Source organism: Anoxybacillus sp. FSL W8-0104 (genome assembly GCF_038004465.1).
Classification (GTDB): domain Bacteria; phylum Bacillota; class Bacilli; order Bacillales; family Anoxybacillaceae; genus Anoxybacillus; species Anoxybacillus flavithermus_G.
The window spans coordinates 306,334-332,094 of record NZ_JBBOQU010000001.1; the positions used below are offsets into that span (position 1 = coordinate 306,334).

Sequence of the window (25,761 nt, forward strand, 5' to 3'; positions counted from 1 at the left end):
CAAAAATTGACACGAAAAAAATTACAAAAAAGTGTAGGGCAAACGGCTAATGATTTCGTCTATATAAGTGAAGACAGATAGAAAGGGGGAGAGTGAGATTCAGGACGAAGCATTAATCGCGAAAGCAAGGAAAGGAGACGAGCATGCATTTCGCCTGTTAATCGAGAAATACCGCAATTATTTATTTAAAACGGTGTACTCGATTATTCGCAACGAAAAAGATGCCGAGGATGTTACGCAGGAAGTATTTGTGCGGATTTATCTTTCACTCCCCCGATATCAGTCACAAGGCTTTAAAACATGGATGACGCGCATTGCTGTGAACTACGCGATTGATGTCAAGCGGAAAATGCAGCGGCAGCTTGAAGAAGTAATGGAATCCATTGAGGCCGAAGCCGATGAAAGGGTTGAGGTTTCGGTTATGAAAAAAGAGGAGCGAGAGCGAATCCGCCAACGTCTTGAGGAAATTCCGCTTAACTATCGAGATGTTATTTACGCCTATTACATAGATGAAAAATCGTATCAACAAATTGCGAAAGAACAAAATGTCGAAGTGAAAACGGTCGAGACAAAGCTTTACAGAGCACGCAGCTGGCTAAGAAAGCATTGGAGGGAGGAGGATTTTCAATGAGTCATTACACGAACGAAGAATGGCGGCAGTTCATTTGTGATGTACTGCCAGAGGAAAAAAGAGAGGAAATGGAGAGCCACCTTTATAGTTGTGATCAATGCTTAGCGGTATATATGGAGCTCATTGAAGAAAATGCTTCCGACTTGCCGAATCCTTCCGATGAAGCTGTTTCAGCCGATGTCATCCTTGCACAAGTTGAACAATATAAAAAGCCAAAGCGTACGAAGCAGACACAGACGAAGCAAAAATTGCTTCATTACGGAATTGCCGCTGCGATTACGATTGGGTTTATGTCTTCGGGAATTTTTCAATTAGTCACAAATGTCGGCGTTGTTGGAACAGATTTATCAGAAAACAGGCCGGCCTATACGGAACAATGGATGGATAAAACATTATCATTTCTCGATTGGCTAAAGGTAAATCAAAAGGAGGAAGTGAATAATCGATGAACAAAAATTCGTTAGTTGCGTTCTTTTTATCATTTATCCCTGGTGTTGGGCATTTTTATTTAAATAAAAAAGCAAGGGGAGTGTTTTATAGCTTTTCCTTTTTTGCGCCGATTGTGCTCGCGGTCGGTCTTGTCTTTTTGACACATAATAGTGAACCGCTGGCGATCGTCCTCTTTTCTTTATTGATTTGGTTGGTCAGTATTTTAGATATGATTCTTACACTCATCAAAAGACAGCCGGAGCATACACTTGTCCAAGGAGAGGTTTTACAGGCAAATCAGGACAACGAGAAGTTTTACACGATTCTTCTTTCCTTCATTCCCGGGCTCGGGCATTTCCGGCTCGGCTTGATGAACCGAGGGTTAACGTTATTAATCAGCTTCTTTGGGCTTATGATCATGATATTTTTTGTAACGGTATTGCTGCATGAAGGCAGTTTCTTAGTTTTTTTAGGAATTTTGCCGATCGTTTGGATTTACAACATGTTTGATGTTGTTCAACAGCTCAATCGAAAACAAAACGGCGAGTCACTGGTCGATCGAACGATTTTCGAAGATTTTGAAGCGAAACGCGAGGATGGAAGGAAAAGCAAAACACTTGCGACTCTCCTTTCGATTTTTCCGGGTGCGGGTCATATGTACCTAGGATTACAGCGCAGAGGCTTGCAGTTAATGGCCGCCTTTTTGCTGGCGATTTATGTGATGGATGTGTTAAGACTGTCTGCCTTTTTCTTCCTTATTCCGCTCATTTGGTTTTACAGCTTTTTTGACGCATTGCAGAAGGCGTCGAAGTATGGCAAAGAAGAGCTTGAGGATCAGCCGATCGTTTCCTACTTTATCAATCATCAAAGATGGGTTGGATTCGGATTATTGTTGTTAGGTCTTTATTATTTGCTTGACAGCATCCTGCTTCCAGCATTTGCTTCGCATCTATCAAAGCTATTACAAATCGATATTTATTACTGGTACAATCAATTTTTCCAAACAACGATCGTTTGCATTTTGTTAATTGGTGGCGGCTTCAAGCTGCTTTTAGGCAGTAAAGAGAAGAAGGAGGGGACGAAATGAGAAAATGGCGCGTTGGGACGGTGTCAATGGGAGCCTCTCTTATTTTGCTTGGCATCGTGTTGTTTATTTCTCAATGGGAAGGAATGGGAGCTGCAGACATTTTTGCGAGCTGGTGGCCGTTTCTCTTAGTGTTGCTTGGCGTTGAAGTATTTGTACCAAAGGAAAAAGCAGAACAAATGAGAGCAGGGGAGTAATCCTGTTCTTTTTTGTTCGATTATGCTAAAATCTTGACAGCATTTTGCGGAAGGAGAAAGAAACATGGAAGCACCAGTGGCAAAAAACGAATATTACGATGTCGTATTTGAAGACTTAACACACGACGGTGCAGGCGTGGCAAAAATCGATGGCTTTCCGATTTTTGTCGCGAACGGGCTCCCAGGAGAGAAAGCGAAAATTAAAGTCATTAAAGTAAAAAAAGGCTACGGCTACGGTCGTTTAATTGAATTATATGAGCCAAGCGCAGATCGCGTAGAGGCACCGTGTGCGGTTTATAAGCAATGCGGGGGCTGCCAGCTGCAGCACCTTAGCTATGAAGGGCAATTGAAAGCGAAACATAAACATGTAAAAGAAGTGCTTGCTCGCATCGGGAAAATTGAAGATGTCATTGTTCATCCTGTGCTTGGCATGAGCAATCCGTGGCGCTATCGCAATAAGGCGCAAGTGCCCGTCGGTGAGCGCGAAGGCGGACTTGTCGCAGGTTTTTACAAAGAAAGAAGCCACGACATTATCGATATGGACACCTGTTTGATCCAGCAAGAAATGAACGATATCGTCGTGCAAACGGTCAAACAAATTTGTGAGAAGTATAACATCCCAGCCTACAACGAACAAACGCATAAAGGTACTCTCCGTCACATAATGGCTCGCTACGGGGCAACGACGAAAGAAGTGATGGTCGTTTTGATTACACGCACCGAGGAGTTGCCGCATAAAAAGAAAATCGTTCAAGAAATTATTGAAACGGTACCAAATGTGAAGTCCATTATTCAAAACATCAATCCGAAACGGACAAATGTCATTATGGGTGACGAGACGAAAGTACTGTGGGGAGCTGAATACATTTACGATTACATCGGTGACATTCAATTCGCGATCTCGGCCCGTTCCTTCTATCAAGTGAACCCGGAACAGACGAAAGTGCTGTATGAAAAGGCGCTCGAATATGCGGAGTTAACAGGTGAAGAAACCGTCATTGACGCTTACTGCGGCATTGGAACAATTTCTCTTTTCCTGGCGAAAAAAGCAAAAAAAGTGTACGGTGTCGAAGTCGTTCCAGAAGCGATTGAGGACGCTAAACGCAACGCGAAGCTGAACGGCATCGACAACGCCGAATTTGCCGTCGGTGAAGCGGAAGTCGTCATTCCGAAATGGTACGAACAAGGCATCGAAGCTGACTGCATCGTCGTTGACCCGCCGCGCAAAGGCTGCGACGAATCGTTATTGCAAACGATTATCGCCATGAAGCCAAAGCGGGTGGTGTACGTATCCTGCAACCCGGCCACACTCGCTCGTGACTTGCGCATCCTCGAAGACGGCGGGTATAAGACACTCGAAGTGCAGCCGGTCGACATGTTTCCGCATACGAATCATGTGGAGTGTTGCGCGTTGCTTATAAAAAAATAAATATTTGGAAAAGCTCGTTTCTAAAAATCAATGAAACGGGCTTTTCCTATATCCTTTATTCATTTAAAAAATCATTTGCAAACCGATAATAAATTTTCGGTGAACCATCTTCTTTTATTTCGATTCGATCAACCAAACGGTGAAGCATCTCAGGGGTTAATTTATTGAAATGTATATATTCTTTTAATTCATTTTTTAGTTTTTTCATCGGACATCAAATCATTAATTTTTTTATTGATTTCTTCAATTGTTAAGCGGTATTCTTCAATATCAATACTGTTATCTGCAAGCAATGAGGTTAACTGCACTTTCTGCTTTTTGAGCTTTTCAATATTTTGCTCAACTTGGCTTAAACGGTTTGTATTATTTTTTGTATCAGATTCTAGCTGCTTTATCACTCGGTCGATAAGGCCATCCAGATCCATCTGTTGCGCAATACTCTTGGCTCTTCGGATTATGTGGTGGACATATATTTATAATTGTTTTTAAGCCAAAACTTTTTTTCACTAATGAACAGTTTAATTAAAGAAGGAAAAAAGTAATGTAACATGTAATTATTAATAAAAATGGTATTTGTAAATATAGATGTAAAAATCTTTTGTAGGAGGGGGATGAAATATGCCTTCATGTGTAAATTGTAACCGCAAACTTTTGTGGATAGAGGTATTTAAGCAGACGATGCTTGTCAAGAGAGACCCGTTGCGATGCCCAAATTGCAAGCAACAACTATTTTTTACCGCTAAATCGAAAAAGAAATTGTTTCTCGTAACGGCAAGTGTACCTATCTTGTTTGTGATTTTGATTTCATTCCAGATTCCAACAACAATCTCTGTTATCACATTAATTGTTTATGCTCTCTTAGTCGTATTGGCCGTACCATTTCTTGTCGAGGTGACAAACAAAGAAGAGGCTCTGTTCTGAATGTTAATGGCAATTAAGAATTGTAGTGTTTGGCAGTTAAGCGTATGCATAAATTATTGCATATCCTCCGCTTTACATGGAGTGGCGGGTATGATAGGCTTGTATGCTCGGCATAGTCCTGTGGCTTGCCCTCTTTGCCAGAAAGCATGCCTGCAGAGGCTCCATGTCAAGCGACAAAAGGTATGCAATTTTATACAAATTATTGAATATCCTTATTTGCCATTTCATACATTTTTTAATTGCCAAAAACAGTTCTGAATACAGTAGCTTATCTTCATGTTCCTAAATCAACAAACAATAAAATTTAACAGAGACATTCTAAAATAGAATTATAGAATGACTTTCCACCATAAAATCCGAGTAACTATTCACCCCGATAGTAGTATGTAAAGAATCGCAACATAAATAGGGCATTCCCGTGATAGAAAATGCCCTAAGTGGTAGAAAGAACACGATCGAGTGTGTCACCCGTCAACAGAAGACATAACGAATCCCACACATTTTTTTCGTGCTTCGTCAGTGTGAAAACGATGCTCCTTGTGATACAAAAAGACTGGGCGAATGTTTCTTCGCGAAATGTACCCGAGATGTTCCATTTGACTTTAACCATGCGAAGATCGCGTTCGGCTTGGTTGTTGTCAAAGGGAACATGTACTTCACGTAAGAAACGCAGCGCTTCTTCCTTTCGTTTTTGAAGGCGTCGAACAAAAGCGAGTGCTTTTTTCGGAAGAGGCGTCTTCGCTTCCAATCGGTGTTGTGCTCTTTCTAGAATACGATCATACGCACGTTCCAACCGTCTCGCTTCTTCCTCGGAAAGTGCACCGTGATGGGCTTCAACGGCTTGCTTGGCGGCTAGCAGAAAAATCGGCATATCCGGTCTGGAGGCAGACCGGGTCATTCGATGGCAATGTCCTGATTGTAAGGGAGAATGGGAGCGGGAGTAGCAGAGAACGAGAGACAAGGATTGGGCTGAAAGGGCATGCCGTACATCGAAACAATCCAAAATACTGATGAAAGCCTATCAAGAGGCGGGTTTGGCATGTGATTGTGAGGAAAACAAGGATAACCCTTCATACAAAGAGATTTTCCCTTTTTTAACAGTTGATTGAATCCAGAGAAATCAAAGTTTCTAACTCCGATAAAACTATGTATAATTAAGTTTGGAAATAATAAGGAGGCAGATATATGATTACAGGAGAATTAAAGAACAAAGTCGATAAAATATGGGAAACGTTTTGGACAGGCGGAATTACGAACCCGCTGACGGTTATTGAGCAGTTTACATACCTTTTGTTTATTAAAGGTCTTGATGAAGTGGAAACGAAAAATGAACAAGAGGCTGCTCTGTTAGGTATTGATTTTGAACGAATCTTTCCTGAAGATAAGCAGCACTTGCGCTGGAGCAAGTTTAAAAACTTAGAAGCTACTCAAATGTACGAAATCGTTTCTAATGAAGTATTCCCATTTATTAAAAATCTTCATGACAATAAAGATTCTGCCTACGCCAAATATATGGGCGATGCGATTTTTATGATTCCTACGCCGCAAATGCTCACAAAAATTGTGGATGGTATCGATAATATCCCGATGAAAGATCGCGATACAAAAGGGGATTTATACGAATATTTATTATCAAAAATCGCGACGGCAGGCACAAACGGCCAATTCCGCACACCTCGTCATATCATCGACATGATGGTAGAGTTAGTAAAACCAACACCGGAAGATATTATTGTCGACCCGGCCGCAGGTTCCGCGGGGTTTTTAGTAGCGGCAGGAGAATATTTGCGCAAATATCGCAGTGACGTAACTATTCACTCCGATAGTAGTATGTAAAGAAGCGCAACACAAATAGGGCATCCCCGTAATAGAAAATGCCCTAAGTGGTAGAAAGAACGCGATCAAGCGTGTCACCCGTCAACAGAAGACATAACGAATCCCACACGTTTTTTTCGTGTTTCGTCAGTGTGGAAACGATGCTTCTTGTGATACAAAAAGACTGGGCGAATGTTTCTACGCGAAACGTACCCGAAATGTTCTCTTTGACTTTAACCATGCGAAGATCGCGTTCGGCTTGGTTGTTGTCAAAGGGAACATGTACTTCACGTAAGAAACGCAACGCTTCTTCCTTTCGTTTCTGAAGCCGTCGAACAAAAGCGAGTGCTTTTTTCGGAAGAGGTGTCATCGTTTCCAATCGATGTTGTGCTCTTTCTAGGATGCGATCATACACTCGTTCCCACCGTCTCGCTTCTTCTTCGGAAAGTGCACCGTGATGGGCTTCGACGGCTTGCTTGGCGGCTAACAGAAACGTGGTCATGCGCATCGCCCACGTATGCCCTTGTTCGATGAATCCTTTTAACTCACGCAAATGGTGGGCATGACAAAGGGCATGGGTGGCATGTGTGTATTTCGGATACGTACCGAACCCATCGTGCATCATCGTCCCTTTGTATTGTGGAAGAATCCCGATCTCATCCGTTGCTTTCTTTCCACGAGAAGCGTGAGAAGCCAAGTATGTATATCTCGATGTACACGCGACATGCACCCATGCGAGTTTCCCATTGATGCGCAAACTCGTTTCATCGACATGCAGGATGTTGGATTCAAGTAAGGCGTCTTCGATGATGTCCATATTTGATTCCAGCGCTTCGCGTCCTCGTTTCACCATATTGGCAAGGGTTCCTGTACTAATCGAGTGTTGATATAACGCTTCGATTGTATCACTTAAACGCTTGTACGGGATCAATTGGATATGATGTAAATAAACAACGAGCGCAGTAAGGCGTGGACCGTATTGCACATGATTCGTGACATGGGATGGGAATTCGGCTTGTTGCACGCATCGACAATGCGGACACGATTTCACTTCACGTTCATGTTGTGTCACCTCGATCGCCACAGGAGGGACATCAAACACTTGACGGATATCGACTTTGAACGGTTTGACGTCACGCAAAGAAACCCCACATCCTTGACACGTATGCACACGGTGGACGACACGATGATGTGGATGTTCCACTTGACGGAGCGTCGTTCCTTGATGTCCTTCTTGTCCGCCTGGCTTGTTGCCAGATGGTTGACGAGAAGAACGTGTGTTGGCAAAACGGTCAGAAGATGGGGGCAAATGGCTATTGGAGCTGTTTTTTTTCGTGCGTGCTTCCAGCTCTTGAACACGGTACTTCAGTTGTTCATTTTCTTTGCGTAGCTGTTTGTTTTCTTTCAACAGTTGCTCAATGACTTGTTGTTGGTGAGTAATGAGCTGCTTTTGTTGTTGGACTTTGCTGATTAAGCTTTCAACTGTAAATACAGCTTGTTGTACCGTCAACATGCGATTCACCTCCTTGTCTATCAATATTCACATCATAGACAGGAAAAGCAAAAAATATTCAGCTCACTTTATGATGTGGCTGAATAGTTACGCAGTGACTTATTTTTAGTGCAAAGTTTAAAAGAACATTTTAATAACCATATGTTCTATGGCTTTGATATGGACCGCACGATGCTGCGGATTGGCGCGATGAACATGATGCTTCACGGCATTGAAAATCCGAATATCGAATATCGCGACTCCTTGTCGGAACAAAACAAAGATAAGGACAAATACACTCTTGTCCTTGCCAATCCGCCGTTTAAAGGCTCCTTGGATTACGAAGCCGTTTCAAGCGACCTGTTAAAAATTACAAAGACAAAGAAAACCGAGCTTTTATTTTTGGCGTTATTCTTACGCATTTTAAAAACAGGCGGACGTTGCGCGTGCATCGTGCCGGACGGGGTATTATTCGGAAGTTCGAAAGCGCATAAAGATATCCGCAAAGAGATTGTGGAAAATCATAAATTAGAAGCAATTATTTCCATGCCGAGCGGTGTGTTTAAACCATACGCGGGCGTATCGACAGCGATTATGATTTTTACGAAAACGGGAGTCGGCGGTACGGATCAAGTATGGTTCTATGATATGAAAGCCGATGGCTATTCATTGGACGACAAGCGCACCCCGATTGAAGAAAACGATATCCCGGACATGATTGCGCGCTTCCATAACCGTGAAGCAGAAAAAGAACGGAAACGGACAGAGCAATCGTTCTTTGTACCGGTGGAAGAAATTCGTGAAAACGACTATGACCTTTCGATTAACAAATATAAAGAGATTGAGTATGAAGAAGTGGAGTATGAAGCGCCAAGTGTAATAATTAAAAGAATAAAAGAATTAGAAAATGATATATTGAAAGGTTTAGGAGAACTGGAGGACTTAATAAAGTGAGAAAAGTATCCCTAGGTTCACTTGTTAATATTAGGACAGGAAAATTAGATGCAAATGCTAGCAATCCGGAAGGTAAGTATCCATTTTTTACTTGCTCGAGAGAAACATTAAAAATTGATACTTATTCTTATGACTGTGAATGCGTTTTAGTTGCTGGTAATGGTGATTTAAACGTTAAATATTACAATGGTAAATTTGATGCTTACCAAAGAACTTATATTATAGAGTCGATTGATAAAAATATTTTAAATGTAAAGTACCTTTATTACTTTATGCAGTTGTACGTGTCAAAATTAAGACAAATGTCAATAGGTGGGGTTATAAAATACATTAAATTAAATTACTTGACTGACGCTAAAATTCCGTTACCGAATATTGAAAAGCAAAATAAAATTGTAAAAGTACTTGAAAAAGCCCAAGAACTCATCGATAAACGAAAAGCTCAAATTGAAGCGTTAGACCAGTTAACGCAAAGTGTGTTTTTGGAGATGTTTGGGGATCCTTGGATAAATCCTAAAAAATGGAGGGTAAAAAAGATAAAAGAGGTGATAAAAAATAAACCTATTAACGGCTTTTTTGCAAAGAATGAGCAGTATTCTGATAAAGGGAATGCTAAGATAATTTGGATAAGTGATTTCATTAACAAACGTTCAGCTAACATACATGGACTAAAAAAAGTAGTTGCTACGGAAGAGGACATAAAAAAATATCAAGTAAAATACGGTGATATACTTTTTTGTCGCTCTTCTCTAAATGTTGACGGAATAGGAAAAGCAGCTTATGTTCCTGAATTTCCTAAAGACGAAAATATTATATTTGAATGTCATATTATAAAAATCACTCTTTCAGACGAGGTTTTACCGGAATTCTTTCAGGTATTAAGTGAGACAAAATTTTTTAGGAATCAGATAATTAAGCATTCAAAGACTTCCACTATGACTACTATTAGTCAGTCTGGAATAATGGAATGTAGTATCATTGTTCCACCAGTACAAATACAAAATCAATTTCTTCAAATACTAAAAAAAATAGGTAACTATTCACTCCGATAGTAGTATGTAAAGAAGCGCAACACAAATAGGGCATCCCCGTAATAGAAAATGCCCTAAGTGGTAGAAAGAACGCGATCAAGCGTGTCACCCGTCAACAGAAGACATAACGAATCCCACACGTTTTTTTCGTGTTTCGTCAGTGTGGAAACGATGCTTCTTGTGATACAAAAAGACTGGGCGAATGTTTCTACGCGAAACGTACCCGAAATGTTCTCTTTGACTTTAACCATGCGAAGATCGCGTTCGGCTTGGTTGTTGTCAAAGGGAACATGTACTTCACGTAAGAAACGCAACGCTTCTTCCTTTCGTTTCTGAAGCCGTCGAACAAAAGCGAGTGCTTTTTTCGGAAGAGGTGTCATCGTTTCCAATCGATGTTGTGCTCTTTCTAGGATGCGATCATACACTCGTTCCCACCGTCTCGCTTCTTCTTCGGAAAGTGCACCGTGATGGGCTTCGACGGCTTGCTTGGCGGCTAACAGAAACGTGGTCATGCGCATCGCCCACGTATGCCCTTGTTCGATGAATCCTTTTAACTCACGCAAATGGTGGGCATGACAAAGGGCATGGGTGGCATGTGTGTATTTCGGATACGTACCGAACCCATCGTGCATCATCGTCCCTTTGTATTGTGGAAGAATCCCGATCTCATCCGTTGCTTTCTTTCCACGAGAAGCGTGAGAAGCCAAGTATGTATATCTCGATGTACACGCGACATGCACCCATGCGAGTTTCCCATTGATGCGCAAACTCGTTTCATCGACATGCAGGATGTTGGATTCAAGTAAGGCGTCTTCGATGATGTCCATATTTGATTCCAGCGCTTCGCGTCCTCGTTTCACCATATTGGCAAGGGTTCCTGTACTAATCGAGTGTTGATATAACGCTTCGATTGTATCACTTAAACGCTTGTACGGGATCAATTGGATATGATGTAAATAAACAACGAGCGCAGTAAGGCGTGGACCGTATTGCACATGATTCGTGACATGGGATGGGAATTCGGCTTGTTGCACGCATCGACAATGCGGACACGATTTCACTTCACGTTCATGTTGTGTCACCTCGATCGCCACAGGAGGGACATCAAACACTTGACGGATATCGACTTTGAACGGTTTGACGTCACGCAAAGAAACCCCACATCCTTGACACGTATGCACACGGTGGACGACACGATGATGTGGATGTTCCACTTGACGGAGCGTCGTTCCTTGATGTCCTTCTTGTCCGCCTGGCTTGTTGCCAGATGGTTGACGAGAAGAACGTGTGTTGGCAAAACGGTCAGAAGATGGGGGCAAATGGCTATTGGAGCTGTTTTTTTTCGTGCGTGCTTCCAGCTCTTGAACACGGTACTTCAGTTGTTCATTTTCTTTGCGTAGCTGTTTGTTTTCTTTCAACAGTTGCTCAATGACTTGTTGTTGGTGAGTAATGAGCTGCTTTTGTTGTTGGACTTTGCTGATTAAGCTTTCAACTGTAAATACAGCTTGTTGTACCGTCAACATGCGATTCACCTCCTTGTCTATCAATATTCACATCATAGACAGGAAAAGCAAAAAATATTCAGCTCACTTTATGATGTGGCTGAATAGTTACAAAAATAGAATATGAAAAACAAAAACTCCAGAATAGCTTATCATTGCTTAATGATAACTTTAATTCCCTCATGCAACGGGCATTTAAGGGAGAATTATTCAACGATAAATGCATGTAAAGGAAATTCATATCGGTTTGGTCAGGGGGGAGGGGTGTTTGTTGTTATCCAACTTTCATTTTTTAATAGGCAAACCTCATTATGAGAGTTTTACGAATGCGTGTTTAGAGGCAGAGAAAAGTTTAGTCGTGAGTCCGGCGACGTGCGCGATTTTAACGCGCCGTGCGCTGGAGCTTGCCGTTAAGTGGGTGTACAGCTTTGACAGCGCTTTGAAAGTTCCGTATCAAGATAATCTTTCCAGTTTGATTCATGACAACGTCTTTTTGTCCATTATTGATGAAGACTTGTTGCCGTTGTTGCGTTACATTGTCAAACTGGGAAATGTCGCGGTTCATACGAACTCGATGATTACGAGGGAAGAAGCGATTCTTTCCCTGCACCATCTTCATCAGTTTGTGTCTTGGATTGATTATTGTTATTCTGACGAATACACCGCTACGGACTTTGATGAATCGTTATTGCCAATTGGCGAGGAAAAGCGCGAGCGTCCGGAAGAATTAAAAGATTTATACGAACGGTTAAGCTCCAAAGACAAGCGTCTTGAGGAAATGATGAAAGAAAATGAACAGCTCCGCGCTCTTCTCACCGCCAAACGGGAAGCGAATACAAAAGAGTACCACTTCCAAGTCGATGAACTGAGCGAATGGGAAACAAGAAAGAAATATATTGATTTAGATTTGAAGCTTGCTGGTTGGGAATTTAAAAAGGATGTTGTTGTGGAATATCCTGTGGTTGGCATGCCGAATCAGGAAGGAGTCGGCTATGTCGATTACGTTCTGTTTGGCGACAACGGAAAGCCGCTGGCGGTCATCGAAGCGAAACGGACAACCGCTGATCCGAACAAAGGAAAGCAGCAGGCGAAATTGTACGCCGACTGCATTGAAAAAATGCACGGCCAGCGTCCAATCATTTTTTACACAAACGGTTTTGAAACGTATATTTGGGACGACCTTAACTATCCGGCGCGGAGAGTTTCCGGCTTTTACAATAAGGAAGAATTAAGCTTGCTTATTGATCGTCGGACGATGAAGAAGCCGCTAAAAAATGTGCAAATCAATGACAACATAACGAATCGCTATTACCAAAAAGAAGCGGTTTTAGCAGTCTGTGACGCGCTTGAGAACAAACGGCGCAAAGCGTTGCTTGTCATGGCAACAGGGAGCGGCAAAACCCGGACGGCGATTTCGATTGTCGATGTTCTTACCCGTCATAATTGGGTAAAAAATATTCTGTTTTTAGCGGACCGCAAAACGCTTGTAACGCAAGCGAAAAATAGCTTTAGCCATTTGCTTCCAAACTTGACGCTTTGCAATTTGCTCGATAACAAAGACAATCCAGAGGAAAGCCGCATGGTGTTTTCGACGTACCCGACGATGATGAACGCGATTGACGAAGCGAAGCGAAAAGACGGCAAACGCCTCTTTACCGTCGGGCATTTTGATTTAATTATCGTCGATGAATCCCACCGCAGTATTTATAAGAAATATCGGGCGATTTTTGACTATTTTGACGCGATATTGCTTGGCCTTACCGCCACACCAAAAGATGAAATTGACCGCAATACGTATGAAGTGTTTGATCTGGAAAATGGCGTGCCGACCTATGCCTATGAGTTAGATCAAGCCGTTCAGGACGGCTATTTAGTCGATTATCGGACGATTGAAACAAAATTAAAGTTTCTCGAAGAAGGCATTCATTACGATGAGTTATCGGATGAAGAAAAAGAACGATATGAAGAAACATTTGATGAGGAAGTGGGCGAGGATATTGACAGTGCCGCGCTAAACGAATGGCTGTTTAATGACGATACGATTGATACGGTACTCAGAGATTTAATGGAAAAAGGAATTCGCGTAGAAGGCGGAGACAAACTCGGCAAAACGATTATTTTTGCGAAAAACCATCGCCATGCGGAACGAATCGTGGAGCGCTTTGATCAATTGTTCCCTGAATACAAGGGCGGCTTTGCACGGGTCATTGATTACAGCGTGAACTACTACCAAACATTAATCGATGATTTTTCCGACCGCAACAAATGGCCGCAAATTGCGGTATCGGTCGATATGCTCGATACAGGAGTAGATATTCCGGAAGTCGTCAACCTTGTGTTCTTTAAAAAAGTACGCTCCAAATCAAAGTTTTGGCAAATGATCGGACGCGGAACCCGTTTATGCAAAGACTTATTCGGAGTTGGACAAGATAAAACGCATTTTCTTATTTTTGACTATTGCGGCAACTTTGAGTTTTTCCGCGAAAATCCAAAAGGAATCGAAGGAAAAGCGGTGGAAAGCTTAACGGAGCGTCTATTTAATGCCAAAACCGAAATCATTAAAGAACTGCAGCATTTGCAGTACCAAGAAGAAGAGTATATTGCCTATCGCAATGAATTGATTGACGAGGTGCTAGCGGAAATCAATAAGTTAAACGAAGAAAACTTCCGCGTACGCCAACATATTCAATACGTACACAAGTTTAAAAACCGGACGAAATGGGACTCCTTAACAGCGATAGATGTTAATGAAATCAAAGAACATATTTCACCGCTGATTGTTCCGTTGAATGATGATGAATTTGCGAAACGTTTTGATTTGCTCATGTACACGATCGAATTGGCGAAGCTGCAAACGAAAAATGCGACGAAGCCGATTCGGAGTGTGATTCGCACCGCAGAGGCGTTATCTAAGCTCGGTTCGATTCCTCAAGTGGTGGAACAAAAATATATCATCGAAAAGGTACAGACGGAAGAGTTTTGGAGCGAAGCCGATATTTTCGAATTGGAAGCCGTTCGCGAAGCGTTGCGTGATTTAGTGAAATTCCTTGAAAAAGAAACGCAAAAAATTTACTATACGAACTTTAAAGATCAAGTCTTAGAGGTCAAAGAAAACGGCCCGATGTTTAATGTCAATGATCTGAAAAATTATCGGAAAAAGGTTGAACATTATCTGCACGAACACCGCGATCAGATGGCCATTTACAAGTTGCGAAATAATAAAAAGCTAACCGTCCAAGACTTAAAAACGCTGGAGCATATTCTTTGGAATGAGCTTGGCACACAGGAAGATTATAAAAGAGAATTCGGAGACACACCGATTACAAAGCTCGTCCGCCAAATCGTCGGCCTTGACCCGCAGGCAGCCAACGAAGCGTTTTCTGAATTTTTATCAAGCGAGCGGTTGAACATCCAACAAAGCCGTTTTGTCAAATTGATTGTCGATTACTTTGTGAAAAATGGAGTCATGGACAAGCGGGTGCTGCAGGAAGAACCGTTTAAAACCGTCGGCAGCATTGTTGAACTCTTTAAAGACAACATGGATGACGCGCGGAAGATTATTAGTATTATCGATGAGATTAACCGGAATTCGGAAGATATTGTGGGGGCGTGAGTGGTGGATGTCATCAACCGAGAAGTGGTTCTGTTGGGGATGGATGAATCACGGCCATGATGGCACGGATGGAAAAACGCTGTCTTTCCTAGGGGCAGTGCACGATAAGGAGCGTTGAACGTGAGCATTTCGTCTCTCATTTTGCTTTTGTTGGTCATGTCGATCGTGTTGTTCGTGTATGGTGTTGTCCAAAAGAGCAAAGCCGCGAAACGGATCGCCTTTGGCCTCTTCGTCGCATCGGTCGGATTAGCGGGTTTTGTCGTGTTTCTCATCGGCTATATGTAACAACAGCCAAAGACGAACACGCTGTTCTGTATGTTCGGCTTTGCGTTTGCGGCGATTCAGATGGGGATCATTGGGGGAGATGGGGCTCGCGCTCAAGGCCTCAAGGACTGGCATTAGGGGACCGTTCGAGGCGGATTTCTCTGTCTTGCCTCATCTATCATTTTTGGGCTTCAAAGTTATTTTTAAAAAAAGCGAAGAAAGTCGTTCATTTTTCTATACGAGGACAAGCGCAGGAAATATAAAGAAAATGCAAAAAAGAATGATATATGAAAAAATTATTGAAGCTGAAATGTGTAATATTTATAATATTATTCAAGTTGTGTGTTGTACAACAAAAATAATCAGCTTGCATAGGAGGGGTTGGGTTGATTGAAAAGCTTGTAGAAACGGTGAACGGGTGGCTATGGAGTCCTTTTTTGATTGCATTCATTGTTTGTTGCGGTTTGTATTTTAGCATTCGCACCCGTTTTCTGCAAATCCGCCATGTGAAAGAGATGGTCCGGCTTGTGACGATGGGGAAAAGCTCTGAGGCCGGGGTGTCTTCTTTCCAGGCGTTGACGATGTCGTTGTCCGGCCGCATCGGCGTCGGAAACGTGGCCGGGACGGCGACGGGGATTGCGTACGGGGGGCCGGGCGCGGTCTTTTGGATGTGGGTGATCACCTTTATCGGGGCGGCGACCGCGTATGTCGAGTCGACGCTGGCGCAAATTTATAAAGAGGAACAAGACGGACAATACCGCGGCGGTCCGGCGTTCTACATTGAAAAAGGCCTTGGCTGGAAATGGTTTGCGGTGGTGATCGCTGCGGCGATTATTCTCTCGATGGCGGTGCTGATGCCGGGAATTCAAGCAAACTCGATTGCCGACAGCTTTTCGAATGCGTTTGGCATCCCGAAATTGGTGACGGGAATTTTCGTGATTGCCGTTCTTGGCTTTACGATTTTTGGCGGAGTGAAGCGGATCGCGAAAACGGCGGAAATTGTCGTGCCGTTTATGGCAGTTGTCTATTTGTTGGTCGCGATTGCCATTATTGCGGCCAATATTGAAAAAGTCCCGGATGTGTTTGGTTTGATTTTCAAAAGCGCGTTTGGCGCTGATCAAGTGTTTGGCGGCATTCTTGGTTCGGCGGTGATGTGGGGAGTCAAACGCGGCCTTTATGCGAATGAAGCGGGGCAAGGGACGGGCGCCCACCCGGCAGCGGCGGCGGAAGTGTCCCACCCGGCGAAGCAGGGGCTTGTGCAGGCATTTTCGATCTATTTGGACGTGTTCTTGATCGTGACGGCGACGGCGCTGATGATTTTGTTTACAGGTCAATACAATGTGATCAATGAAAAAACGGGAGAGACGATTGTCGAGCATTTGAAAGGGGTGGAACCGGGCGCAGGGTATACGCAGGCGGCGGTGGACATGCTCTTCCCGGGATTCGGGTCGGCCTTTATTGCGATCGCTCTGTTCTTCTTCGCGTTTACGACGATGTACGCGTATTACTATATTGCCGAGACGAACCTCGCCTATTTGGTGCGCAGTGAAAAGAGGGGAACGGCCTTCTTTGCCTTGAAGCTCGTCTTTTTGGCGGCCACGTTCTATGGAGCGGTCAAAACGGCGACGACGGCGTGGGCGATGGGCGACATCGGGCTTGGCATCATGGTGTGGCTCAACTTGATTGCGATCTTGTTGTTGTTTAAACCGGCTTATATGGCCTTGAAAGATTATGAAGAACAGCTGAAGCAAGGGAAAGATCCGGAGTTCAACGCGTCGAAATACGGAATCAAGAACGCGAAATTCTGGGAAAATGGATATAAGAGATGGGAAGAAAAGAAAGAGAAGGCATTGTAACAGGTTGATTGGTTGGAGTCGACGGTGTCCCGGATGCAGCGGGACACCCTTTTTTTGAGATGCGAATAGTGCCTGGCACTGTTCGCTAAAAGAAATTTCGAAAAATTTTCTTTTTTGTCTTGTTTTTTTTAGGCGTTGCTTCTATAATTTGAATCAACAGCAGTCATATGGTCATCAGACGACTAAGTAATCAGTTTTATCATGGGAGAAATCGGTGAAAACAGAAAGGGGAGGTTTTTTATGTGGAAGCAAGATTTTACGCCGGTTGCTGATCAATTGGCACTGTCAGCGGTTGTTGCGCTCATTCCGATTTTATATTTCTTTTGGGCGTTGGCAGTGAAGCGAATGAAAGGACATATAGCGGGAGTGACGACGCTAGCCGTTGCTTTGGTCATTGCTGTAATCGCTTACAAAATGCCGGTTAGTATGGCAGTGATGTCGGCAACGCAAGGAGCAGTATACGGGTTATTGCCAATCGGTTGGATTATTATTACATCTGTCTTTTTATATAAACTGACTGTGAAAACAGGACAGTTTGATACGATTCGCGACTCGGTCTTGTCGATTACGGAAGATCGTCGATTGCAAGCGTTGTTGATTGCTTTTTCGTTTGGGGCATTTTTGGAAGGAGCTGCTGGATTTGGGGCACCGGTCGCGATTTCTGCGGCATTGCTTGTCGGATTAGGGTTTAATCCCTTATATGCAGCTGGTATTTGTTTAATTGCTAATACAGCGCCAGTTGCGTTTGGAGCCATTGGAATTCCGATTACTGCTGTTGCTGGTCCGACGGGCATTCCAGCGATGGAAATCTCGAAAATGGTCGGTCGCCAGTTGCCATTTTTGTCGTTATTTATTCCGTTTTATCTCGTATTAATTATGGCTGGATGGAAAAAGACAGTCGAAGTATTGCCAGCTGTTTTAGTATCTGGTATCTCGTTTGCGCTTACTCAATATGCAAGCTCAAACTTTTTAGGGCCAGAATTACCAGATATTTTATCGGCACTTGTTTCACTAGTTGCCTTAGCTGTGTTTTTAAAAGTTTGGAAGCCAAAAAGCGTGTATCGTTTTGAGAGTGAAACGCGTGCTACATTCGCCACATCAACAAAACATACAAGTGGTGAAGTATTTAAGGCGTGGTCTCCATTTTTAGTATTAACAGCGTTTATCTCTATCTGGGGAATTCCACAAGTAAAAGCGGCGCTAACAGGACATTACGAAGGAACGAACGCGTTATTGAAAGCGCTTAATACATTAGGTTCTTCGTTAACATTTATGCCGGAAGTGCCTGGATTAAGCAATAAAATTGTGAACGCGAGCGGCCAACCGATTTTAGCTGTTTATAAACTAGAGTTGCTTGGAGCAGCAGGAACAGCAATTTTATTTGCAGCGATTGTTACGAAATTTATCGTTCGTATTTCTTGGCGTGAATGGTTTGCGACGTTTGGTGAAACGCTTAATGAATTAAGATTCCCGATTGTCACTATTGCTTCGGTTGTCGGCTTTGCCTATGTGACAAACGCCTCTGGCATGAGCACAACACTCGGGATGACATTGGCGAAAACAGGCTCTCTCTTTGCTTTCTTCTCGCCGTTTTTAGGTTGGCTTGGTGTATTTATTACCGGCTCAGATACATCATCAAACTTGTTGTTTGGAAACTTGCAAAAAGTAACAGCGACGTCGCTCGGCATGGATCCAGTGCTTGCGGTAGCAGCGAACTCATCTGGTGGGGTTGTCGGAAAAATGATTTCTCCACAATCAATTGCAGTTGCCTGTGCTGCGGTAGGATTAGCTGGCAAAGAATCCGATCTATTCCGCTTTACTGTGAAGCATAGTATTTTCTTAATCATTTTAATTGGCATTTTAACGTTCTTACAGTCAAATGTACTTTCATGGATGGTTCCTTAATGAATGGAAGGGACATTCGGATGCAGAGGAATATATATTTCTCTGCACCGGAAGTTCCTTTTTATGTCGTTATCGTTCGAAAAGGAGATGAATATGTTTTAAATCATATTGAATAGACGAGGGAGCTTCCCTCGTTTATTTCGTTAAAATGGAACGACTGCTACAAATAGCCGCCTCATGTTCAAGAGAGCGATGCGAAAGAAAAGTCAATAGTTTCTCATGGTTGTCGCTTCTACTTTCTATTTTTTTAACGATTTCATTTGTTTCAATTACTGCTTGTTGGACAAGCGCTAAGTCTTGCTTTGTTGCCATGTTCGCTTTAACTTCTGCGAGTTCTGCTTCTATGTTTTCAAGCTTGTCCAAAATGCGTTGTAGCATTTGCTCCATCGTTTTCCTCCTTTCTTGTGGGAAATTAGAAAGGGAAACAGCTGTGTGGCATGTCGTGTGTCGAAGAGAGGCTTTATTTGATGTGGCAGTACAGATAAAGACCGTTCCCCAGTACTATTATAAATGATAAGAATGAAGAGCGAAACAGGAAACGACATGCTCCTTCTTTTCATTTTCTTCATACATGGTGTATTGTATAAGAAGATACGAACATGGAGTGATGGCATATGTTATGGAAAGAGGCGGAACAATTTATTACGTTATGTTATACAGAACTAGGAAAAAACGATGATGAAATATATGAGCGGTTGCAACAAGTGAAGCGAGAAATTGAACAAACAGGGACGTATGAACATACGTACGAAGAACTTGAGCACGGAGCGCGTATGGCATGGCGCAATAGCAATCGTTGTATCGGGCGTCTATTTTGGCAAACGCTTCACGTGTTTGATGCGCGTACGATTGAGCGGGAAGAGGATGTTGTTGAGCGGCTGTTTTATCACATCGAATTTGCGACAAACGGTGGGAAAATCCGTCCGACCATTACGATTTTTCGTCCTGAGCGAGTGCGCATTTGGAATCATCAGTTAATTCGCTATGCTGGTTACGAAACAGAGCATGGAATGATCGGTGATTCATCGTCCATTTCATTCACGAAAGCGTGTGAACAGCTAGGATGGAGAGGGGATCGAACGCACTTTGATATTTTACCGCTTGTCATCCAAGTCGATGGTCGCGAGCCGAAGTTATTTCCGATTCCAAAGGATATTGTGCTGGAAGTGCCGATTGAGCATCCGACGTTTTCGTGGTTTCGTGATTTACAGCTTAAATGGTATGCTGTGCCGATTATTTCAGATATGTGTTTGGAGATTGGCGGCATCCGTTATACAGCGGCTCCATTTAACGGATGGTATATGGGAACAGAAATTGGTGCGCGCAATTTCGCTGACGATTACCGATACAACATGCTTCCGAAAATTGCTTCATGCATGGGGCTTGATACGTCAAGAAATAGTACATTATGGAAAGATCAAGCGCTTGTCGAGTTAAATATCGCTGTTCTATACTCATATAAAAAAGCAGGGGTAAGTATTGTCGATCATCATACAGCGGCTCAGCAGTTTAAACGTTTTGAACAGCAAGAGCAAGAAGCAGGAAGGAAAGTAACGGGCAGTTGGACTTGGCTTATTCCACCACTATCCCCAGCGACGACGCACATTTTTCACCAATATTATGATAATACAATTGTAAAACCGAATTATTTTTACCAAGAACGTCCTTATGAAAGGCACCGTCATTGATGCGATGTTTTTTTATATGGATATATTCCTAATTTTCAGAATAATACTTACTATATTCTTATTTTTTTGATATATTTATAGAAAAAAGAAGAAGGGGGAAGGTTGTGTGGATTTCATCGAGCAACTCAAAATGGAAGAACTGAGGAAGAAAAATTTTTTCTTGTTTCTTATTTACACGCTTAGTGCAGTAACAGGTGTAGTCGGGCCTATTTTGATTGGAGAGAAAGTTGAGAAGATTGCCTTTTATGGTGGCAGTCTTGTTCTAAATGCCCTCGTGTATATGGCGTTAAAAAAGATGAAAAAGTACGAACACATCTATCCATATTTTATTATTTTTATATTATTTTCTGCGACATTAGGTAGTTTATTTACGACAGGGGGAAGTTTAGGAACGATCGCACTCGCTTTTTGTTTAGTTGTGTTATCTGTATTGCATTTGAATCGCACGTTGTTTGTAACAGGACTTCTGCTTGGCATTATCATTTTAGTTGTCGGTGCACTTGTTCCATCTTCTTTTCAGCAAGTATTTCAAAAGACAGGACATACGGTTTTTATTGTTTATGTGGTGATCGGTATCGCGCTTTCTGTGCTGCTATATCTAAGCCGTAAGCAATTTCATCAACTTGTTGAACACGTTGGGCAGGCGCACGAGGAAAAAGAAAAACAAACAGCAAGAAGACATGAGCTCGAACAACAAGTAAAGCATATTATTGAAAACGTCGAACATATTCACCAAAAAGTACTTCAAAATGTGCAAGCGCAAGAAGAAATGAAAGAAGCGATTCGTCAAGCTGCGGTAGCGGGTCAGGCGCAGAGCGAGCAAGTCATCGATATACACAATGAAGTAGCGGAAGCGAAAGCGATGGGTGAGCAAATTTATGAAACGTCTAAACAATTAAAGGAGCATTCCTCGCAATCGAGCGAGATGGCGCAAGCGGGCATACAAAAAATGCATTTGTTATTGATGCATACAGAAAAGTTTCGCGAAGTCATTCATGCCACAAGGGCAACATTAAATGCGTTAACGAGCAAAATTGCGAGTACAAATGAGTTAACAAAAAAAATTAATCAAATTACAAATCAGACGAACTTATTGGCATTAAATGCGACAATCGAGGCAGCACGCGCAGGGGAATATGGAAAAGGATTTGCGGTTGTCGCTGAAGAAATTCGCAAGCTAGCTGTGTTGACGGAGGAGACGACACAACAAATCGTTCACAATTTGTCAGAAGTGAATGAAAGCAATAATGAGTTGCTGGAGCGGATGGATGAAACGAGCGAACAACTGACAAAAAATGAGACGTTGACAAGTGAAGTCAACGCTTACTTCGAAAAGCTATATCAATCGCTAACTTACTTACAAGAGCAGCTATCACACTTTTTTATCATTAGCGAAAAGTTAGAGAAACAAGGAGAAAAAATGGACCGTTCCATCAGCGATTTTTCAGTTTTCATTCAACAATCAAGCGCTTCGCTTGAAGAGGTGAGTGCAACAGTAGAACATTTAAAAGATGCGAATGAACAAATGGCAGCGTATGTAACAGAAACAGCCCATCGTGCCGCGGCCATTCAACAACAAATGATGTAAACAAAAAGCACCTCCATCATCCCCATGTTACATACATTATATATCGAAAAAATGCGGGGGGAAAATGAAAAAATCATGAAAAAAAGCAGGGAACATTCCCTGCTTTACTGTCGAGAGCAAGCACTCCGCGTCGAAAAGACGTTCGGCATGAAGTGCTCGCCTTCGCATTATAATCGTTTAGCGCCAACAAAACGTTGTTTCCAGTAAGATTGGTGAATCGAGTCTACTTTAACTCCTTTGGACGTAGCATGAATCATACGATTTTTTCCAATATAAATGGCAACGTGTGAGATTCCTTTATGTTTCGATGTTTTGAAAAATAGTAAGTCTCCCGGTGCTAATTGGTTCAGAGAAACAGGACGCCCTTTCGTATACATCGCGCCAGAAGAACGTGGAAGCGATACACCTATTTTTTATATGTATAGCTAACAAAACCAGAGCAGTCAAATCCTTTCGGTGTCGTTCCTCCTGTACGATACGGTGTGCCAATAACTTTATGTGCTTCAGCGATAAGCGTTTTAGCTGAGAAGGCAGCTTCTGTTTTGAAAGGGTTTGCAAAAAACGTGAAACATAGCAACATGAAGAGAGCGGTAGTGACCAGAACTTTTTTCATTGCTTGAACCTCCAAAAGACTTGTTCCATGGACGAGTACATTATAGCAAAAAAGATGTCGAAAAATTGTTACATAGCCATTAAATTATGTTACAAATACATTACAACGATCAGTTTTTGTAAAAATAGAGAGAGAATTTAACATATATGTCGGAATACAAAAGTTGAATGTAGACGAGCTTCGCGATAAGATAGGGGAGAAGTACATTGAAAAAGGGGAACTGTAATGGGTGATTGGATCATTTCGTCAGAAGCGATTGTCGCTTTGTTAAAAATTATTGCGATCGATATTATTTTATCTGGGGATAACGCCATTGTGATTGCGATGGCTACACGTCGGTTGCCAGAAAAACAACGCAATCGAGCCATTTTATTTGGTACAGCTGGAGCGGTTATTTTACGCGTATTATTTGCCGCAGTCATTGTATTGTTATTACAAATTCCGTTCGTCCATCTTGCCGGGGGATTATTGTTGCTTTGGATTGCATATAAAGTGTTAATTAACGAGGAAGAGGAAGCAAATGTACAAGCGGCAGATCGGTTATGGAAAGCCGTTTGGACCATTATCGTTGCCGATGCTATCATGAGTTTAGATAACGTCGTTGCGATTGCTGGTGCATCTGGTGGGCATATTGGCATGATTGCTTTTGGTGTCGCGATCAGCATTCCGATTATGATTTTCGGATCAAAGGCCATTGTGTTGGCGATGGAAAAATATAAGTGGATTCCGTACGTTGGCTCAGGTATTTTAGCATGGACAGCAGGGGAAATGTTATTAAAGGATGAACAGTTACAAAAATGGATCGCTGTTTCACATGGTTCGCAATCGCTCGTATTTCTTATTGTTGTCACCGCATTGATTTTACTAGCGGGCTATGTGAAAAATAAAAAGATCGATAAGCGAAAAATAGCATAAAAAATTTCATGCATGCACGTATAAAATCAAAAATAACGGTCATAATGGATAATGCTAAGTGTATTCCCCCGATCCCCCTGTGAATATACTTGAAAGGGCTATCTCCACGACGAGATAGCCCGATTTTTTTAAATAAACAAGTTTAATCCTGCTTCTTCTGCATCGCCTAAATATGTTGCGACGCCACCAATTTCGATTCCGTCAATTAATTCTTCTTTTTAATGCCCATAATGTCCATCGACATCGAGCAAGCGACAAGTTTGACGCCTGCAGCCATCGCGTTTTTCATTAACGTTTCGACATCGTCTACATGTTTCTTTTCCATGACATATTGAATCATTTTCGGTCCCATGCCTGCCATGTTCATTTTTGATAACGGGAGGTCGTCAACTACCCCCACTTAGCTAACGCTTGAAGCGGGGGCTTGCAACTCCCCAGAAGTGCGAACGGACTTCGTCCTCCTTCCTTGACTTGGGGTTGCATCAGGGGCAGGTTGACGACTACCCAACGACATAGGTCATGCCTATATCGCTACCGAGTGGCTCGGCATGTCTGTAGGCAGTACTTGACTTCCACGCACAACAGACGGATGTACGCTCGATGTTTTACGGTTGCAACGTTTCCTGCAACCAACTCCCTACATCGAGTAACGGGGATTGGAGTGCCTTGATTCAACGGTTTTCTCCACATTCTTATTCTATCATATACAAAAGAAAGGAGGAAGGGCGATTCCTCCTCGACTTTCGCTCTCGCTTAGAAGTCGGGGTCTCCTCGCCAAAGATGATGAAGTCGCTTGCGCAATTGTCCGAGTGGGATGTTAATTGAGTCCGGAATGAAGCCCATATCGCGTTCGACTTCTTCACGCACATCCACAAAACACGCCCCGTTTTTGATTAATTCATGTTGTGAATTGTATCACAAGTAACTAAATAGATAAAGGAGTACTAGTATTTATTTGTGACGAATATGTTAATACTTTCTCCAAAAACGTCGTTGTATGTATTGATAAGATGTTTGTATAATTTTGTTGAAGAGAAAACTTGCACAAGGGTGGGAAGAAATATGCATCCAAGTGTAACGTTTTTAAACTTCGACGATACGTATACGTGGCAGCGAAATCTTCTTCGTTTTCCTCATGAATGGATCGATATGTATGACATAAACGGAACGAATTTATATTGCGATGACGATGCGATGCAAGAAATTGAAAAACGACTTGCATGCCGCCATACAAGAGGGATAACGTTTATCGGAAGCGGCAACTATCATTATGTTTCATATGCATTACTTAAGCAGCTTCATGAGCCGTTTACGCTCGTATTGTTTGACCATCATACAGATATGAATGAGCAAACGTTGTTTCCACTTCTTTCATGTGGCTCATGGGTATCATACGCTCAAAAACACGTTCCAGCATTAAAACACATTGTCATCATCGGTTCAGCAACTTCGCACGTCTCTTCATGTGTAACTATCTTTCCAAAAAGCGATATGATGTACGCGCCAATGACGATTGTGCGCGCCATTCCGACAAAACATATATACATTAGCATTGACAAAGATGTGCTTCGCCCACAAGATGCCCAAACAAATTGGGATCAAGGGACGATGCCATTACAGACGCTCGTGACGTATATCGACCATCTTTATCGCTACAAGCACGTGCTCGGTGTTGATATATGTGGTGAAGACGTTTCATTTTGTGCGAAAAACGAAAAAGCAAATGAAGCGATTATACGTGCATGTTTCAAACATATCTCGATATCATCGGCGTCTTAACATTTCTTAACATTTTGTGAACATGGTGAAAAAAGATAGATTTTTTCTTTTTATG

21 protein-coding genes and 5 pseudogenes are annotated in these 25,761 nt (G+C 42.4%); 17 read left to right on the forward strand and 9 right to left on the reverse strand.

The features are described 5' to 3' along the window. Window positions 1-67: 67 nt before the first annotated feature. The 5 genes from NST18_RS01685 (at window position 68) to rlmD (ending at window position 3,770) form a co-directional block, all read left to right on the forward strand. Entirely contained in the window at window positions 68-631 is a 564-nt protein-coding gene (locus NST18_RS01685; RefSeq protein ID WP_064214462.1) for a sigma-70 family RNA polymerase sigma factor, read from the forward strand. Next, window positions 628-1,080, forward strand: coding sequence for a hypothetical protein (locus NST18_RS01690; protein ID WP_064214461.1), 453 nt, complete (start codon window positions 628-630; stop codon window positions 1,078-1,080). The genes NST18_RS01685 and NST18_RS01690 overlap by 4 nt, the downstream gene beginning before the upstream one ends. After that, on the forward strand, window positions 1,077-2,147 hold the full coding sequence (locus tag NST18_RS01695) for a hypothetical protein (protein ID WP_064214460.1): 1,071 nt from the start codon (window positions 1,077-1,079) through the stop codon (window positions 2,145-2,147). Before NST18_RS01690 ends, NST18_RS01695 begins: the two co-directional genes overlap by 4 nt. After that, complete coding sequence (locus NST18_RS01700) at window positions 2,144-2,341, forward strand: LiaF transmembrane domain-containing protein (protein ID WP_035018405.1); 198 nt, start codon at window positions 2,144-2,146, stop codon at window positions 2,339-2,341. The genes NST18_RS01695 and NST18_RS01700 overlap by 4 nt, the downstream gene beginning before the upstream one ends. A 64-nt stretch (window positions 2,342-2,405) precedes the next feature. Beyond that, window positions 2,406-3,770 (forward strand): 23S rRNA (uracil(1939)-C(5))-methyltransferase RlmD, encoded by a 1,365-nt coding sequence (gene rlmD, locus NST18_RS01705; RefSeq protein ID WP_004888831.1) that lies wholly within the window; start codon window positions 2,406-2,408, stop codon window positions 3,768-3,770. A gap of 55 nt (window positions 3,771-3,825) precedes the next feature. Here the strand turns inward: rlmD and NST18_RS01710 are convergent, their stop codons facing one another. Next, window positions 3,826-3,978, reverse strand: a complete 153-nt coding sequence (locus NST18_RS01710) for a DUF4368 domain-containing protein (protein ID WP_080601115.1) — start codon at window positions 3,976-3,978, stop codon at window positions 3,826-3,828. Beyond that, window positions 3,959-4,195, reverse strand: coding sequence for a hypothetical protein (locus NST18_RS01715; protein ID WP_035018406.1), 237 nt, complete (start codon window positions 4,193-4,195; stop codon window positions 3,959-3,961). Before NST18_RS01715 ends, NST18_RS01710 begins: the two co-directional genes overlap by 20 nt. A 193-nt stretch (window positions 4,196-4,388) precedes the next feature. Between NST18_RS01715 and NST18_RS01720 the strand changes: the two genes are divergently transcribed. Then, on the forward strand, window positions 4,389-4,691 hold the full coding sequence (locus NST18_RS01720) for a TIGR04104 family putative zinc finger protein (protein WP_035018407.1): 303 nt from the start codon (window positions 4,389-4,391) through the stop codon (window positions 4,689-4,691). Window positions 4,692-5,124: 433 nt separating this feature from the next. Here the strand turns inward: NST18_RS01720 and NST18_RS01725 are convergent. Next, window positions 5,125-5,562, reverse strand: a pseudogene (locus tag NST18_RS01725) (IS66 family transposase); the annotation flags it as partial. A 314-nt stretch (window positions 5,563-5,876) separates the two neighbouring features. On the opposite strand from NST18_RS01725, the pseudogene NST18_RS01730 reads away from it, so the two are divergent. Further along, window positions 5,877-6,500: pseudogene (locus NST18_RS01730) on the forward strand (type I restriction-modification system subunit M); the annotation flags it as partial. Between the two features lie 70 nt (window positions 6,501-6,570). Here NST18_RS01730 and tnpC (NST18_RS01735) read toward each other — a convergent pair. Continuing rightward, complete coding sequence (gene tnpC, locus NST18_RS01735; RefSeq protein WP_088223283.1) at window positions 6,571-8,019, reverse strand: IS66 family transposase; 1,449 nt, start codon at window positions 8,017-8,019, stop codon at window positions 6,571-6,573. Between the two features lie 90 nt (window positions 8,020-8,109). Here tnpC (NST18_RS01735) and NST18_RS01740 point away from each other — a divergent pair. Next, window positions 8,110-8,952, forward strand: a pseudogene (locus NST18_RS01740) (HsdM family class I SAM-dependent methyltransferase); the annotation flags it as partial. Beyond that, window positions 8,949-10,004: a restriction endonuclease subunit S gene (locus tag NST18_RS01745; protein WP_340721163.1), complete on the forward strand. Its 1,056-nt coding sequence runs from the start codon at window positions 8,949-8,951 to the stop codon at window positions 10,002-10,004. The pseudogene NST18_RS01740 and the gene NST18_RS01745, both read left to right, overlap by 4 nt. 53 nt (window positions 10,005-10,057) lie before the next feature. Here the strand turns inward: NST18_RS01745 and tnpC (NST18_RS01750) are convergent, their stop codons facing one another. Continuing rightward, the gene (gene tnpC / locus NST18_RS01750; RefSeq protein WP_088223283.1) at window positions 10,058-11,506 is read right to left on the reverse strand and encodes an IS66 family transposase; all 1,449 of its coding nucleotides are present in this window, start codon (window positions 11,504-11,506) and stop codon (window positions 10,058-10,060) included. Between the two features lie 250 nt (window positions 11,507-11,756). Here tnpC (NST18_RS01750) and NST18_RS01755 point away from each other — a divergent pair, with 250 nt between their 5' ends. The 4 genes from NST18_RS01755 to NST18_RS01770 all read left to right on the forward strand — a co-directional run bounded on the left by NST18_RS01755 (window position 11,757) and on the right by NST18_RS01770 (window position 19,123). Beyond that, window positions 11,757-15,098: a DEAD/DEAH box helicase family protein gene (locus NST18_RS01755; protein ID WP_035018409.1), complete on the forward strand. Its 3,342-nt coding sequence runs from the start codon at window positions 11,757-11,759 to the stop codon at window positions 15,096-15,098. A gap of 120 nt (window positions 15,099-15,218) precedes the next feature. Continuing rightward, window positions 15,219-15,383 carry a hypothetical protein gene (locus NST18_RS01760; RefSeq protein ID WP_015373875.1) on the forward strand — a complete coding sequence of 55 codons (165 nt, stop codon included), beginning with the start codon at window positions 15,219-15,221 and terminating at the stop codon, window positions 15,381-15,383. 365 nt (window positions 15,384-15,748) lie between these two features. Beyond that, window positions 15,749-17,218 (forward strand): alanine/glycine:cation symporter family protein, encoded by a 1,470-nt coding sequence (locus tag NST18_RS01765; protein WP_340721165.1) that lies wholly within the window; start codon window positions 15,749-15,751, stop codon window positions 17,216-17,218. A 240-nt stretch (window positions 17,219-17,458) separates the two neighbouring features. Then, window positions 17,459-19,123 (forward strand): L-lactate permease, encoded by a 1,665-nt coding sequence (locus NST18_RS01770; RefSeq protein ID WP_004888838.1) that lies wholly within the window; start codon window positions 17,459-17,461, stop codon window positions 19,121-19,123. A 135-nt stretch (window positions 19,124-19,258) separates the two neighbouring features. Here the strand turns inward: NST18_RS01770 and NST18_RS01775 are convergent, their stop codons facing one another. Continuing rightward, a complete protein-coding gene (locus NST18_RS01775) occupies window positions 19,259-19,510 on the reverse strand; it encodes a hypothetical protein (protein WP_128356909.1) in 252 nt (83 codons plus the stop codon). Between the two features lie 227 nt (window positions 19,511-19,737). Between NST18_RS01775 and NST18_RS01780 the strand changes: the two genes are divergently transcribed. Then, window positions 19,738-20,811, forward strand: a complete 1,074-nt coding sequence (locus NST18_RS01780) for a nitric oxide synthase oxygenase (protein WP_004888840.1) — start codon at window positions 19,738-19,740, stop codon at window positions 20,809-20,811. 106 nt (window positions 20,812-20,917) lie between these two features. After that, on the forward strand, window positions 20,918-22,399 hold the full coding sequence (locus NST18_RS01785) for a methyl-accepting chemotaxis protein (RefSeq protein ID WP_340720599.1): 1,482 nt from the start codon (window positions 20,918-20,920) through the stop codon (window positions 22,397-22,399). Window positions 22,400-22,566: 167 nt separating this feature from the next. On the opposite strand, the pseudogene NST18_RS01790 reads toward NST18_RS01785, so the two are convergent. Further along, a pseudogene (locus NST18_RS01790) lies at window positions 22,567-23,012 on the reverse strand (C40 family peptidase). Window positions 23,013-23,237: 225 nt separating this feature from the next. Here NST18_RS01790 and NST18_RS01795 point away from each other — a divergent pair. After that, window positions 23,238-23,927: a TerC family protein gene (locus tag NST18_RS01795; RefSeq protein WP_004888842.1), complete on the forward strand. Its 690-nt coding sequence runs from the start codon at window positions 23,238-23,240 to the stop codon at window positions 23,925-23,927. Between the two features lie 128 nt (window positions 23,928-24,055). Here NST18_RS01795 and NST18_RS01800 read toward each other — a convergent pair. Both NST18_RS01800 and NST18_RS01805 read right to left on the reverse strand, forming a co-directional pair. Further along, window positions 24,056-24,312 (reverse strand): annotated as a pseudogene (locus NST18_RS01800) (DsrE/DsrF/DrsH-like family protein); the annotation flags it as partial. 368 nt (window positions 24,313-24,680) lie between these two features. Next, window positions 24,681-24,800 carry a rhodanese-like domain-containing protein gene (locus NST18_RS01805; RefSeq protein ID WP_231106944.1) on the reverse strand — a complete coding sequence of 40 codons (120 nt, stop codon included), beginning with the start codon at window positions 24,798-24,800 and terminating at the stop codon, window positions 24,681-24,683. Window positions 24,801-24,989: 189 nt separating this feature from the next. On the opposite strand from NST18_RS01805, the gene NST18_RS01810 reads away from it, so the two are divergent. Beyond that, on the forward strand, window positions 24,990-25,706 hold the full coding sequence (locus tag NST18_RS01810) for an arginase family protein (RefSeq protein ID WP_004888844.1): 717 nt from the start codon (window positions 24,990-24,992) through the stop codon (window positions 25,704-25,706). Window positions 25,707-25,761: the final 55 nt, after the last annotated feature.

Excerpts from the sequence above, each read along its gene's own strand:
- NST18_RS01795 (WP_004888842.1), top strand. The coding sequence starts at position 23,238 with ATGGGTGATTGGATCATTTCGTCAGAAGCGATTGTCGCTTTGTTAAAA.
- NST18_RS01715 (WP_035018406.1), bottom strand. The coding sequence starts at position 4,195 with ATGGATCTGGATGGCCTTATCGACCGAGTGATAAAGCAGCTAGAATCT.
- tnpC (WP_088223283.1), bottom strand. The coding sequence starts at position 11,506 with ATGTTGACGGTACAACAAGCTGTATTTACAGTTGAAAGCTTAATCAGC.
- NST18_RS01770 (WP_004888838.1), top strand. The coding sequence starts at position 17,459 with ATGTGGAAGCAAGATTTTACGCCGGTTGCTGATCAATTGGCACTGTCA.
- NST18_RS01695 (WP_064214460.1), top strand. The coding sequence starts at position 1,077 with ATGAACAAAAATTCGTTAGTTGCGTTCTTTTTATCATTTATCCCTGGT.
- NST18_RS01700 (WP_035018405.1), top strand. The coding sequence starts at position 2,144 with ATGAGAAAATGGCGCGTTGGGACGGTGTCAATGGGAGCCTCTCTTATT.
- NST18_RS01690 (WP_064214461.1), top strand. The coding sequence starts at position 628 with ATGAGTCATTACACGAACGAAGAATGGCGGCAGTTCATTTGTGATGTA.
- rlmD (WP_004888831.1), top strand. The coding sequence starts at position 2,406 with ATGGAAGCACCAGTGGCAAAAAACGAATATTACGATGTCGTATTTGAA.
- tnpC (WP_088223283.1), bottom strand. The coding sequence starts at position 8,019 with ATGTTGACGGTACAACAAGCTGTATTTACAGTTGAAAGCTTAATCAGC.
- NST18_RS01780 (WP_004888840.1), top strand. The coding sequence starts at position 19,738 with ATGTTATGGAAAGAGGCGGAACAATTTATTACGTTATGTTATACAGAA.
- NST18_RS01810 (WP_004888844.1), top strand. The coding sequence starts at position 24,990 with ATGCATCCAAGTGTAACGTTTTTAAACTTCGACGATACGTATACGTGG.
- NST18_RS01775 (WP_128356909.1), bottom strand. The coding sequence starts at position 19,510 with ATGGAGCAAATGCTACAACGCATTTTGGACAAGCTTGAAAACATAGAA.
- NST18_RS01710 (WP_080601115.1), bottom strand. The coding sequence starts at position 3,978 with ATGAAAAAACTAAAAAATGAATTAAAAGAATATATACATTTCAATAAA.
- NST18_RS01720 (WP_035018407.1), top strand. The coding sequence starts at position 4,389 with ATGCCTTCATGTGTAAATTGTAACCGCAAACTTTTGTGGATAGAGGTA.